Source organism: Sphingomonas ginsenosidimutans (genome assembly GCF_002374835.1).
Lineage (GTDB): Bacteria > Pseudomonadota > Alphaproteobacteria > Sphingomonadales > Sphingomonadaceae > Sphingomonas > Sphingomonas ginsenosidimutans.
Genome location: NZ_NWVD01000003.1, coordinates 156,725 through 168,255 on the forward strand (window position 1 = coordinate 156,725; position 11,531 = coordinate 168,255).

The following is an 11,531-nucleotide window of genomic DNA, read 5'->3' on the forward strand; positions in this document are numbered from 1 at the left end:
CCCCGCATATATCTTGTTAACCATCGCCTAAGCCTCTATCCGCCAAGGGCGACGACATGGCCCGCGCCCGTTCCTCCGCAACCCGTACCGCCGCCCCGCCGGCATGGCGCCGCCGGCTGATGCTGGCGGTCAAGATATCCGCGTTCCTGGCGGTGCTGGGGCTGGGGGCGCTGGCGACCGCCGTGTTCATCGCGCGATCGCAGCTGCCCAGTTTCGAAAGCCTCAAATCCTCCCCCAACGGGCAGATGATCCGCGTCCATGCCGCCGACGGATCGGTGCTGGTGTCGCTGGGGCCGAGCTATGGTGAATGGCTGCCGTATGATCGCATCCCCGCGGTGATGCGCGACGCGACGATCGCGGTCGAGGACCGGCGGTTCCGCAGCCACCTGGGCGTCGACCCGATCGGCATAGCGCGATCGGTGATGATCCGCATCGAACGCGGCCGCTGGGTGCAGGGCGGGTCGACCGTCACGCAGCAGCTGGCGCGCAACATCTTCCTGAACAATCAGAAGAAATTCGGGCGCAAGTTTCGCGAATGGATCCTCGCGCTCGCGCTGGAGCGCAAGTTCGACAAGGACCAGATCCTCGAGCTGTATCTGAACAAGGTCTACTATGGCGGGGGCGCATACGGCATCGACGCGGCCAGCCGGAAATTCTTCGGCCATGGTGCCGACCGGCTGAGCCTGGCCGAGGCGGCGGTAATCGCCGGGCTGGTCAAGGCGCCGTCCAATTATTCCCCGACCGCCGACGCCGATGCCGCCAAGGGGCGGGCAGGCGTCGTGCTGCAGCAGATGGTGCGCAACGGCTTCGTCACGCAGGCGCAGGCCGCCAGCGCCGATCCGGGCGAGGTGAAGCTCGCCCCCCCCGCGCGGCAGAACAGCGTGCGCTATTTCACCGACTGGGCGCTGCCGCAGCTGGACCTGCTGATCGACGAGACGGTCAAGCCGCTGGAGGTGTGGACCACGCTGGACCCCGCGATGCAGCGTGAGGCGGATGCCGCGATCCGCGCCAACGTGCCCAAGGGCGCACAGGGCGCGCTGGTGGCGATCGACCGCGACGGCGCGGTGCGCGCGATGGTGGGCGGGACCGATTACGTCAGCTCGATCTACAACCGCGCCACCCAGGCGCAGCGCCAGCCGGGATCGGCGTTCAAGCTGTTCGTCTATCTCGCCGCGCTGGAAGCCGGGCGGACGCCAGAGGACAAGGAGATCGACGAGCCGGTGACGATCGACGGCTGGTCGCCGCGCAACGATTCGCGCCGCAATTCGGGCGAGGTCACGCTGCGCACCGCCTTCGCCTATTCGCTCAACACGATCGCCGCGAAGCTGGGGCAGGCGGTGGGGTTCCAGACCGTCGCCGACATGGCACGCCGGTTCGGCATCACCACCCCGGTCAACACCCATCCGTCGATGGTGCTGGGCACCTCGGACGTGCGGCTGATCGACATGACCCACGCCTTCGCCAGTATCGGCAACAAGGGCGTCGACGTCGCACCGTTCGGCATCACCCGCGTCACCGCCGAGAATGAGACGATCTACACGCATGAGGTGGACCGCAGCCGCGTGCTGGTGGCCCCCACCGTCGCGGCGCAAATGACCGACCTGTTGCAGACCGCGGTCAACACCGGCACGGGCCGCGCGGCGCAGATCGGTCGCCCGGTGGCGGGCAAGACCGGTACCACCACCAGCAGCAAGGACGGCTGGTTCCTGGGCTTCTCCTCCGGGCTGACCACGGGCATCTGGATGGGGCGCGACGATGCCCGGCCGGTCGCCGGGCTGCACGGCGGCACGGCGCCCGCGCGCGCCTTCGCGCAGTTCATGAAGGCGGCGGTCGCGGGCCGACCGATCGAGCAGTTCGACACGCAGGTGACGCTGCCCGAGGCGCAGCTGGAGCCTGATGCCGAGAGCTATTACGGCGCGCCCGACAATATGAGCTTCGTCGACGACGACGGGAACCCGCTGCCGGTGGATGCTCCGCGCGCGCCGGCGGGCGACCCGGATTACTACCCCGATCGCCCCGGCGGCCCGCCGCCGCCGGCCGGCATCCAGCAACCCTTGCAGGGGCCACAGCGCCCGCGCGACGACCTGGCGCCGCCCGATACCGGGGGCGAACGGCTGGACCAGGACTGGCTGGATCGAGTGACCGGCCAGGGTGTGCCCCGCCGCGATCCGCGTCGCGACCCCGGGCGCGCTCAGCCGCCGCGCGAATCCCCGGACCGCCCGAACCAGTGAAGCGCCGCGCCATGCGCGCGCAGCCACCAACGCTCGGCCACAGGATCGCGCCCATAAAGCGTCGCGACCAGCGCATGGAACGCGGGCGAATGGTTCATGTGGACGCGGTGCGCCACCTCGTGCGCGGCGGTCGCGCGGCGCACCTCGGCGGGCGCCAGGATCAGCCGCCAGCTGTAGCGGATCGCGCCATGCGAGGCGCAGCTGCCCCAGCGGCCGCGCGGATCGCCGACCGTCACCCCGGTCACCCCCACCCCCGCGCGCGCGGCGTAGAAAGCGGTGTCGTCCGCCAGCACCGCCAACGCGTGGCGGCGTAGCCAGGCCGCGACGCGGCGCGGCACCATCTCCGCCGGCCCGCCGACGACCAGCCGGTCTCCCTCAAGCCGCGGCAGCCGCCCGGCGCCCGCATCCCAGACGATGCGGCGGTCGACGCCCTCCACCGGCACGATCGCGTCGGCGACGAACGGGCGCGGGTGCGGCAGCATATTGCGCTGGCGTTCGATCCACTCGCCCTGCCCGCGCGCCCACTCCAGCGCGCGCTGCAGCGAGGCGCGCGGCGGCAGCGTCAGCCGCGCCCGCCCGCTGACCGGATCGAACGACAATTTCGTGCGGCGCGCCTGCGGGTGGCGGACGACATCGACGTCGCCATCCTCCAGCCCCACGCTCACAGCGTGCGGTCGACCATGTGATGTTCGAGGTCGCCGGCGTCATCCTCGCTGATCGTCCAGCCACGCACCGATTCGCCTACGCGGTGCACCGCCTCGCGATCGCCCGAGACGAGATAATGCCAGTCGGGCAGCGGCAGCCCCGCGGCACGCAGGCGATAGGCGCAGGTCGACGGCAGCCAGTCGATCGAATCGACATTGCCCGCCGTCAGCCGCACGCATTCGCTGACGAAGGCGCGGCGGTGACGATAGTTGGAACATTGCCCGCTGCGCCGGTCAAGCAGGCGGCACGCGACGTTGGTCGCGATCAGCTCACCGGTCTCTTCATCCTCCAGCTTGTGCAGGCAGCATTTGCCGCAGCCGTCGCACAGCGCCTCCCACTGTGCGCGGTCGAGCTTCGCAAGCGGCACGTCGTCCCAGAAGCGGCCGGTCAATGCGCCCATTTCGTCACCTCGTCCGCGATCGCCTGCGGCGGGCCTTCGGGCAGCAGCGCCAGCGGCTTGCCGTCGGGACCGAACAGATAGATCTGGCGGCTGTGGTCCATCATATAGCCGTCGGCAGTGCCGGCGCCGCGCGCGTAATAGATGCCATATTCCTTCGCGGTCTTCGCGATCGCCTCCGCACTGCCGGTCAGCCCGACCAGCCGGGGGTGGAAGGCGGCGGTGAACTTCTTGAGCACCGCGGGCGTATCGCGCGCGGGATCGACGGTGACGAAGATCGGCACGATCCGTTTGCCGAGCGCCGCATCCTTCGCCTCGACCAGCTTCAGCGCGGCGGAGATGTTCTGGACATCGACCGGGCAGACGTCCGGGCAGAAGGTGTAGCCGAAATAGACGATACGATAGCGGCCCGCGAAATCGCGGTCGGTGACGGTGCGGCCGTTCTGGTCGGTCAGCGTGAACGGCCCGCCGATCCGCGCCCCCGCCAGCGGCGGGGTGGCGGCGGGCTGGGCCGAACAGGCCGCGAGCGCCAGCGCGAGCGCGGCGGCGACCCGGCGACCCGCGGGCAGGATGGGCATGTTCATGGCGGGGCCAGATGTGATGCGTTATAGGGTGGTGCGCAACCCCGCCTGCAACGATCGAGGCCTATGTTCCGTCGCTCCCTCCGCCCGCTTTTCGGTACCGCCCTGCTGGTGACCGCTGCCGCTCCCGTCGCTGCGCAACAGCAGTCGCAAAGCTACAAGTTCCTCGACGCGGTGCGAAAGGGTGACGGCAACGCGGTCATCTCGATCCTCGACCAGCCGGGGCAGACGATCATCAACACCCGTGACGTCACCAATGGCGAGGGCGCGCTGCACATCGTGGTGAAGCGCGGCGATTCGACGTATCTGCGCTATCTGCTGGCCAAGGGCGCCGATCCGAACATCCGCGACGGGCATGGCGACACGCCGATGCTGCTGGCGGTCCAGTACGGCCAGCCGGAGATCGTCAAGATCCTCGCGGCGGCGAAGGCCAATGCCAACCTCGCCAACGGCAGCGGCGAGACGCCGCTGATCCGCGCGGTGCAGCGCCGCGACCTGACGCTGGTGCGCGAAGTGCTGGCGGCGGGCGGCAACCCCGACCAGACCGACAATGTCGCGGGCCTTTCGGCGCGTGATTATGCCGCGCGCGATGCCCGCGCGACCGCGATCGCGAAATTGTTCGACGATACGCCCAAGCAGACGGTGCGCGCGGTCGCGGGGCCGAAGCTGCGCTGAACCGGCGCGAGCGGGGGGGTCAGAACCCCTGCACCGCTTCCGGATCGTGCGCCGCGATCAACCGGCGCGCGGCGCGGCGCGCGAAGGCGAGCGTGCAGCGCTTGCGGACATGCGCGGGCAACGGATTGGTCCGCGCCTCGCGCACGATCGCGGCGTCGTAGCGATCCGCGACGATCAGCCCGGTGCGTTCGGGCAGGAACGCCGCGCCGTCGATCGGTGAGGCATCGAACCCCGCCGGCACCGCCCAGTAGAAGCGGTCGCAATGGGCGAGATAATCCTGCCACTTGGCATCGCCGAGCAGGTCGGCGCGCGACACCTTGATCTCCACGATCACCAATTGCCCGCGCGCATCGATCGCCATCAGATCGGCACGGCGCCCGCCGTCCAGCGGCACCTCGGCAATGGCGGTCAGTTCGTGGCGCAGCAGCATCCGCGTCACGCCGCGCGCCACATCGGCGGCGCACAGCGCATCGGACGCGGGATCAGCGGAGCAGGGCTCAAGGCAGGAGGAGGGGGTCGTCAGCATCGTCCCCCGAATAGAACATCATGCGAACAGACGCAAAGCCTGTCCGCGCGACGCGCGGCCGGTTTAGCGATAGAAGATGTGGTTGCCGATCGCCGCGACCTTCACCCGCGAGGGGCGGCCGACGTGGCGGGCGTTGAAATACATCGCCTCGGACGCATTGCTTTCCCAGGCGTTCTTCAGCGCCACCTTGGCGACGGCGACCGCGGTGCGCCAGTCGTTGTTGACCGGGGCGCTGGGGATCTTCCCGCCCCGGACGAACGAGAACTGGCCGCGCTGGGTGATGACGTCGCACACGCTGCCGCCGAAACGGCGCGACTGCGAGCGGTTGAGGATCACCTCCGCGACGGCGAGCTGGCCGGCGAGCGGTTCGCCGCGCGATTCGAAATAGATCGCGCCGGCCAGGCAACGCAGGTCTTCGCCGGCGTTCGAGGGCACCGACTGATCGGCGACCGCCGCGGCCAGGGTGGGATAGGCGACCTCTTCCTCGACGTCGTCGGACGGAGTGGCGGAGGTATCGGCTGCGGTCTGGGCGGAAAGCGGTGTCGTCGTGGCGACGATCGCGGGAATCGGGGCGGGAACCGGCGCCGGCGCGGCGAGTTGGTTCACCGAAGCGGTGGTGGGAAGCGTGGGCGACTCAGCGGCAATGCCCGCGGAGCTTTGGGCGATCATCCCGACCAGCGAAAGAGAAAGCGCGGCAAAGGTAGCGACGCGCGAGGCAAACGACATTCGACAACAACGATATGCGGTGGGTATGCGGAAACGATCGCCGGTGAAGCGTTAAAGCCCCCAGGATCGCCCGGATTCCCCCCCGGCTGCGTCACCGTCCGATATCGCACACCGGCGCGGCACAACGCGAAACACGATGCGCCGTCTATTCCCGGCAAACGTTAACAGGGTCAATCTGACAGGATCGTTTCAGCGACGAACCGTTCGGCGCCTGCGACGCTCAGTTCCACGACCCACAGATCGGGGTCGCGCGCGCGGCGGGCGCGCCAATATTCCTCGACGTCGCGCTCCTCGCCGCTGGCCGGGCCGCACGCGACCATCGAGTCGCGGTCGTCCAGTCCGCGCATCCGCTCGATCGCGCGCATGTGCCGGCCCTCCCCCATCAGGATCAGCAGCGCGCCGGTCGCCGGATCGCCCGACGCGCGCACCATCCCCATCCCGCCCGAATCGCTGACCCGCCGCAGCAGCGCCGCGACCGACAGATGCGTGGGCAGCCGCGCGCTCACCCCGCGGCGTAGCCCGGCAGCGTCGCGAGCGGGATGCGCGAGCGCATGAACGTGCCGGTGCCGCGCGCCACTTCCTCGCCATCGGCGGCAACCAGCCGCGCCTCGGCGATGAACACGCGGCGCTGGCCGCTGATCCAGCGACCCTCCGCCACCACCGGTCCTTCGCCCATCGGCCGAGTCAGCAGCAGGCTGAACTGCGTGGTCAGCAGGAAGCGATCGGTGACCAGGCTGTTGCAGGCGTAGAACGCCGCATCGTCCAGCATCTTGAAGTAGCTGGTGCCGTGCGCGGCGCCGGCGGCGTGGAAATGGCGCTGGTCCACGGTGAAATGGATGCGCGATTCGCCCGCCGCCGGGATCGCCAGCCGCGATTCGAAGAAGCGGTTGATCGGCGCCGCCGCATAAAGCGATTCGAGCGCGCGATAATGCGCCTGTGCCCCCTCAGGCGGCGTCACGGCCAAGATCCGATGCCAGCAGCGCGTAGATGGCGTCGGGCGATCCCGCACCGCGCAGTTTCGCGACGAACAGCCGGTCGCGGAACCGCCGCGACACGCGCGCCAGCGCCTTGAGATGCTCGGCGCCGGCGCGCGGCGGCGACAGCATCGCGACGACCACATCCACCGGACGGTCGTCCACCGCATCGAAATCGACCGGCTGCGCCAGCCGCGCGACGCCGATGACGATCCGTTCCAGCCCGGCGACGCGCGCGTGCGGAATCGCTACGCCACCGCCGAAACCGGTCGACCCCGCCTTCTCCCGCGCCGCCAGCGCCTCCGCCACGGCGCGCGGGTCCAGCCCCAGCGCCGGGGCCATCAGGCCGCCGAGCTGGGGAAACAGGCTTTTTCGTGAGGCCGCGGACAGGTCCACGGCGACCAGCTCGGGCATGAGCAGGTCACTCAGGTCGGTCATGGGGATCGTTTCTTTGAAAGGAGCAGGACGGCATCATCCGCCGCGCTGCGGTTCGACCCAGCCGATCGTCCCGTCGCCGCGGCGATAGACCATGTTGTACGCGCCGGTGCCGGCGTTCTTGAACAGCAATGCCTGGGTGTTGCGCAGGTCCAGCATCATCACCGCATCGGACACGCTGGCGTCGGGGACGTCGACACGGGTTTCGGCGATCACCAGCGGCGCATCGCCGGCATCCTCCTCATCGACCGGCTCCGCGAACAGCGTGTAGCCGGCATTGTCATAGCCGCTGCGATCCTGTTCAGCGGCGATCTCCGCATGGGCGGGCGAGCGATCCTTGAGCCGGCGGGTGTAGCGGCGCAGCTGCTTCTCAATCTTGTCGGCGGCGCCGTCGAAGCACAGATGCGCGTCGTGCGCGCCATGCCCGCCCTTCAGCACCAGCCCGCGCGTGACGTGCGCGACGATGTCGCACTTGAAGCCCGCATCGTGCGGGCCCTTGCCGAAGGTGACTTCGGCGGAAATGGCGCGGGCGAAATATTTGTCCGCGATACCCTGGAGCCGGTCCTGCACATGCGACTTCAGCGCATCGCCGATCGTCACCTGATGACCTGAAACCCGGATATCCATAAGCTGCTCTCCATGTCGTCGTACCGGCCCGGCCCCTTATCGCCGGTACGTCGGCGTCAACCGGACGCCGCGGTCCCCCACAACGGTTCTTTTATCTTCTGAACAAACGCAGCATGCGCCGCCAGTTCCTCCGGCGGTGCGGAAAAGACACGCAGCGGGCGTGCGCGCGGCGGCGCGGCGGGCGCCGCCGCAACGATGACCGGCGCGGCGGACTCGCTGACCAGCCCCAGCCCGATCTGCCGCCCGCCGAGCAGTTCGACATAGACCTGCGCCAGCAATTGCGCGTCGAGCAGCGCGCCGTGCAGCACGCGGTGCGAACGGTCGACACCGAAGCGGCTGCACAGCGCGTCCAGCGTATGCTTGGCCCCGGGGTGCCGCGTGCGCGCAATCTGCAGCGTATCGACCATCCGCGACCGGCATACCGGGTCGCGCCCGCAGCGTTCCAGCTCGCCGTTCAGGAAGGAAAAGTCGAACCCGGCATTGTGCGCGACCAAGGGCGCATCGCCGATGAACTCCAGCAGCCCGTCGACCCCGGCGGCGAACACCGGATGCTTGGAGAGGAAGTCGATGCGCAGCCCGTGCACCCGCGCCGCTTCCTCCGGCACGTCGCGCTCGGGATGGAAATAGGCGTGGAAGGTGCGCCCGGTCTCACACCGGTTGACCAGCTCGACGCAGCCAATCTCGACCATCCGGTCGCCGCCCGCGAAGCTGAGGCCGGTGGTTTCGGTATCGAAGACGATTTCGCGCATGGTCGGATCGTTATCCGCCCTCGCCGCGCTGCACGCAAGCGATGACGCGCCGGACCGCCGCACGCGTTTCATCGAGCGGCACGTCGGTGGGGATCACCCAGTCGGCCCGCGCGCGCTTGTCCGCATCCGGCAGCTGGCGCGCCAGGATCGCGTCGAACTTCGCGGCGGTCATGCCAGGGCGCGCCAGCGTGCGGGCACGCTGCACGTCCGGCGCGGCGGAAACGACCGCCACCTTGTCCATGGCCCGGTCGCCGCCGGTTTCGAACAACAGCGGCACGTCGAACACGACCAGCGGCGCGGCGGCGTGGCGCGACAGGAAGGCGGCGCGCTCCGCCCCGACTGCGGGATGGACGATCGCCTCCAGCGCCTTCATCGCCGCATCGTCGCCCAGCACCGCCGCGCCCAGCGCGATGCGATCGACGCCGTTCGCGCCGGTGGTGCCGGGAAAGCGCGCCTCGATCGCGGCCACGATCGCGCCGCCCGGCCCCTGCAGCCGGTGGACCGCGGCGTCGGCGTCGAACACCGGCACGCCTTCGTCGGCGAACATCTGCGCCACGGTCGACTTGCCCATGCCGATCGATCCGGTGAGGCCCAGGAGAACGGGCCGGGGAAGGGCATACCCGGTCATGCCAGCAGCCGTTCGCGCAATTCCTCGTCATGCTCACGCGGGGGGGCGGCGCCGAAGAACAGTTCGAACGCCAGCGCGGCCTGCCCGACCAGCATCTCCAGTCCGTCGACCGTGTCCAGCCCGCGCGCCGCCGCCGCGGCCAGCAGCGGCGTCTCCAGCGGGGCGTAGACGATGTCATAGACCACCGCCTCGTCCGGCAGCGGCGACAGGTCGAGGTCGAGCGGCGGCTGACCGGTCATGCCCAGCGCGCTGGTGTTGACCAGCAGCGTCGCCGCCGGCAGCCGCGCGGTCAGCGGCAGCGCATCGCCCTTCAGACCGAACTGCGCGAGCAGCGCGGCGCCCTTCAGCGGGGTACGATTGAGCAAGGTGACACGCCCGACGCCGAGCCGCGCCAGCGCGAACAGCACCGCGCGCGCCGCGCCGCCAGCGCCGACCACCGCCACCGGCTGACCCGCCAGGTCCAGCCCCGCGATCGGCGAGACGAAGCCCGCCGCATCGGTATTGGTGCCGACCAACGCGCCGCTCTCGTCACGAAACACGGTGTTGATCGCACCGATCGACGCGCGAAGGTCGCCCGGATCGGGCACGTGATCGAGCGCCGCGACCTTATGGGGCACGGTGACGTTGCAACCGCGCCACGCCGGATCGGCGGCGCGATCGGCGAAGAAGCGCGACAGATCCTCGGGCGCGACGCGGGTGGCGCGATAATCGGCGGCGATCCCGAGCTGTTCGAGCCAGAAACCATGGATCAGCGGCGATTTGGAATGCGCGATAGGATCGCCGATCACCTCGGCATAGGCTTGGGTCACGCCGGCAGCACCTTTCGCACGCGCAGATAGTCGAGCACCGGGAGCAGCGGCATCCCCAGCACGGTGAACTGGCTGCCGTCGATTCGCGCGAACAATTGCGCACCCGGCCCCTCGATCCGGTAGCAGCCGACGCAGCCGGCGATCGCGGGCCATTCGGCATCGAGATAGACGTCGATGAAGGCATCGGACAGCGGGCGGACGAACATCTTCGCCTTATCCACCACGCGCCACACCGGCTGGCCGTTCTCCGCGACCACCGCCGCGCTGACGAGATCGTGGCGCACGCCGGACATGCGGCGCAGGTGCTCGCGCGCCTCCGCGCGGCTGGTCGGCTTGTCGAGAATCGTGCCGTCGGCGAGCACGGCCAGGCTGTCCGACCCCAGCACCAGCCGGCCGGGGTGGCGCGCCGATACCTTGAGCGCCTTCAGCTCGGCCAGCGCATCGGCCACCTCGCGCGGATGGGCACCGGCCATTGCCGCCTTCAGCGCCGCTTCGTCGGCGTGCGCGGGTTCGGCGGTGAAGGGCACGCCCGCGGCGGACAACATCGCGGTGCGCGACGCGCTCTGGGACGCCAGGATCAGCACGTCATTCTCCCGTGGCGCGCGGCGCCTGCCCGCGGCGTTCGTTGACCAGCGCGATGATCGCGGCGGCGGTCTCCTCGATCGACCGGCGCGTGACGTCGATCACCGGCCAGCCGTTGTCGGCGAACATCCGCCGCGCGAATGCGATCTCGCGCGTGACCGCATCCTGATCGACATAATCGGTCTGCGCCGCCTGGTTGAGTGACAGCAGGCGGTTGCGCCGCACCTGGATCAGCCGGTCGGCGCTGGTGGTCAGCCCGACGACCAGCGGGTTCTTGAGCTCGAACAGGAAGCGCGGCGGCGGGCTTTCGACGACGATCGGGATGTTCGCGGTCTTGAAGCCCCGGTTGGCGAGATAGATCGAGGTCGGCGTCTTCGACGAGCGGCTGACCCCCGCCAGCACGATATCGGCTTCCTCCCAATCCTCGTGCGCGATTCCGTCATCGTGCGCGATCGTGAACTGGATCGCATCGACGCGCGCAAAATAGGCGGCGTCCAGTACGTGCTGACGCCCCGGGCGCGCCTTCGCCTGCTGACCGAGCAGCATCGACAGCGCATCGTTGACGGGATCGAGCGGCGCGACCGTCGGCAGGCCCAAGGCGCGGCAGCGGTTTTCCAGCGCCGCGCGCGTCACCGGGTTCACCAGCGTGAAGATGACGAGGCCGGGGTTCTGCGCGATTTCCTGTAGGATGCGGTCGAGGTGCATTTCGGTGCGCACCATCGGCCAGAAATGGCGCACCGTCTCGACATCGTCATATTGCGCCAGCGCCGCCTTGGCGATGTTCTCCAGCGTCTCGCCGGTCGAATCCGAGAGGAGATGGAGGTGAAGCCGGACCATCAGCGGGTCAGCGGGGCCGATCTGTGGACAACATGGGGACAGGCGCTAG

At 69.5% G+C, this 11,531-nt stretch carries 16 protein-coding genes; 2 read left to right on the top strand and 14 right to left on the bottom strand.

The window, feature by feature from the left end:
* Window positions 1-56 precede the first annotated feature (56 nt).
* Window positions 57-2,231: a transglycosylase domain-containing protein gene (locus COA17_RS09155; RefSeq protein WP_096611867.1), complete on the top strand. Its 2,175-nt coding sequence runs from the start codon at window positions 57-59 to the stop codon at window positions 2,229-2,231.
* Here COA17_RS09155 and COA17_RS09160 read toward each other — a convergent pair.
* From COA17_RS09160 to COA17_RS09170, 3 genes are read right to left on the bottom strand one after another with little or no spacing between them, the layout of a single operon-like run.
* Entirely contained in the window at window positions 2,192-2,896 is a 705-nt protein-coding gene (locus COA17_RS09160; protein ID WP_245857604.1) for a M48 family metallopeptidase, read from the bottom strand. The two genes, COA17_RS09155 and COA17_RS09160, sit on opposite strands and share 40 nt — an antisense overlap.
* On the bottom strand, window positions 2,893-3,336 hold the full coding sequence (locus COA17_RS09165) for a YcgN family cysteine cluster protein (protein WP_066491472.1): 444 nt from the start codon (window positions 3,334-3,336) through the stop codon (window positions 2,893-2,895). Before COA17_RS09165 ends, COA17_RS09160 begins: the two co-directional genes overlap by 4 nt.
* A complete protein-coding gene (locus tag COA17_RS09170; protein WP_425442703.1) occupies window positions 3,324-3,911 on the bottom strand; it encodes an SCO family protein in 588 nt (195 codons plus the stop codon). The genes COA17_RS09165 and COA17_RS09170 overlap by 13 nt, the downstream gene beginning before the upstream one ends.
* Window positions 3,912-3,980: 69 nt before the next feature.
* Between COA17_RS09170 and COA17_RS09175 the strand changes: the two genes are divergently transcribed.
* Window positions 3,981-4,589 (top strand): ankyrin repeat domain-containing protein, encoded by a 609-nt coding sequence (locus COA17_RS09175; protein ID WP_096611871.1) that lies wholly within the window; start codon window positions 3,981-3,983, stop codon window positions 4,587-4,589.
* A 19-nt stretch (window positions 4,590-4,608) separates the two neighbouring features.
* Here the strand turns inward: COA17_RS09175 and COA17_RS09180 are convergent, their stop codons facing one another.
* The 11 genes from COA17_RS09180 to COA17_RS09230 form a co-directional block, all read right to left on the bottom strand.
* Window positions 4,609-5,115, bottom strand: coding sequence for an MmcB family DNA repair protein (locus tag COA17_RS09180; RefSeq protein ID WP_096611873.1), 507 nt, complete (start codon window positions 5,113-5,115; stop codon window positions 4,609-4,611).
* 63 nt (window positions 5,116-5,178) lie between these two features.
* Entirely contained in the window at window positions 5,179-5,721 is a 543-nt protein-coding gene (locus COA17_RS09185; protein ID WP_331710148.1) for a cell wall hydrolase, read from the bottom strand.
* 290 nt (window positions 5,722-6,011) lie between these two features.
* Window positions 6,012-6,347 (bottom strand): DUF1491 family protein, encoded by a 336-nt coding sequence (locus COA17_RS09190; protein WP_096611875.1) that lies wholly within the window; start codon window positions 6,345-6,347, stop codon window positions 6,012-6,014.
* Entirely contained in the window at window positions 6,344-6,799 is a 456-nt protein-coding gene (locus COA17_RS09195) for a PaaI family thioesterase (protein ID WP_066485941.1), read from the bottom strand. The genes COA17_RS09190 and COA17_RS09195 overlap by 4 nt, the downstream gene beginning before the upstream one ends.
* Entirely contained in the window at window positions 6,786-7,253 is a 468-nt protein-coding gene (locus tag COA17_RS09200; RefSeq protein ID WP_066485939.1) for a PTS sugar transporter subunit IIA, read from the bottom strand. Before COA17_RS09200 ends, COA17_RS09195 begins: the two co-directional genes overlap by 14 nt.
* A gap of 33 nt (window positions 7,254-7,286) precedes the next feature.
* Window positions 7,287-7,877 (bottom strand): ribosome hibernation-promoting factor, HPF/YfiA family, encoded by a 591-nt coding sequence (hpf, locus tag COA17_RS09205; RefSeq protein ID WP_066485936.1) that lies wholly within the window; start codon window positions 7,875-7,877, stop codon window positions 7,287-7,289.
* Between the two features lie 56 nt (window positions 7,878-7,933).
* On the bottom strand, window positions 7,934-8,626 hold the full coding sequence (gene dnaQ, locus COA17_RS09210; RefSeq protein WP_096611877.1) for a DNA polymerase III subunit epsilon: 693 nt from the start codon (window positions 8,624-8,626) through the stop codon (window positions 7,934-7,936).
* 10 nt (window positions 8,627-8,636) lie between these two features.
* Entirely contained in the window at window positions 8,637-9,254 is a 618-nt protein-coding gene (gene coaE / locus COA17_RS09215) for a dephospho-CoA kinase (protein WP_096611879.1), read from the bottom strand.
* On the bottom strand, window positions 9,251-10,063 hold the full coding sequence (aroE, locus tag COA17_RS09220; protein WP_096611881.1) for a shikimate dehydrogenase: 813 nt from the start codon (window positions 10,061-10,063) through the stop codon (window positions 9,251-9,253). The genes coaE and aroE overlap by 4 nt, the downstream gene beginning before the upstream one ends.
* Window positions 10,060-10,608, bottom strand: a complete 549-nt coding sequence (locus tag COA17_RS19890) for a Maf family protein (RefSeq protein WP_066485106.1) — start codon at window positions 10,606-10,608, stop codon at window positions 10,060-10,062. Before COA17_RS19890 ends, aroE begins: the two co-directional genes overlap by 4 nt.
* A gap of 40 nt (window positions 10,609-10,648) precedes the next feature.
* The gene (locus tag COA17_RS09230; protein WP_066485092.1) at window positions 10,649-11,482 is read right to left on the bottom strand and encodes a pyruvate, water dikinase regulatory protein; all 834 of its coding nucleotides are present in this window, start codon (window positions 11,480-11,482) and stop codon (window positions 10,649-10,651) included.
* Window positions 11,483-11,531 lie beyond the last annotated feature (49 nt).

Bases quoted from the DNA above. Each gene is read 5' to 3' on its own strand.
- COA17_RS09180 (WP_096611873.1), bottom strand. From the start codon at position 5,115: ATGCTGACGACCCCCTCCTCCTGCCTTGAGCCCTGCTCCGCTGATCCC.
- COA17_RS09165 (WP_066491472.1), bottom strand. From the start codon at position 3,336: ATGGGCGCATTGACCGGCCGCTTCTGGGACGACGTGCCGCTTGCGAAG.
- dnaQ (WP_096611877.1), bottom strand. From the start codon at position 8,626: ATGCGCGAAATCGTCTTCGATACCGAAACCACCGGCCTCAGCTTCGCG.
- COA17_RS09230 (WP_066485092.1), bottom strand. From the start codon at position 11,482: ATGGTCCGGCTTCACCTCCATCTCCTCTCGGATTCGACCGGCGAGACG.
- COA17_RS19890 (WP_066485106.1), bottom strand. From the start codon at position 10,608: ATGTTGTCCGCCGCGGGCGTGCCCTTCACCGCCGAACCCGCGCACGCC.
- COA17_RS09175 (WP_096611871.1), top strand. From the start codon at position 3,981: ATGTTCCGTCGCTCCCTCCGCCCGCTTTTCGGTACCGCCCTGCTGGTG.
- COA17_RS09200 (WP_066485939.1), bottom strand. From the start codon at position 7,253: ATGACCGACCTGAGTGACCTGCTCATGCCCGAGCTGGTCGCCGTGGAC.
- COA17_RS09170 (WP_425442703.1), bottom strand. From the start codon at position 3,911: ATGCCCATCCTGCCCGCGGGTCGCCGGGTCGCCGCCGCGCTCGCGCTG.
- COA17_RS09155 (WP_096611867.1), top strand. From the start codon at position 57: ATGGCCCGCGCCCGTTCCTCCGCAACCCGTACCGCCGCCCCGCCGGCA.
- hpf (WP_066485936.1), bottom strand. From the start codon at position 7,877: ATGGATATCCGGGTTTCAGGTCATCAGGTGACGATCGGCGATGCGCTG.
- coaE (WP_096611879.1), bottom strand. From the start codon at position 9,254: ATGACCGGGTATGCCCTTCCCCGGCCCGTTCTCCTGGGCCTCACCGGA.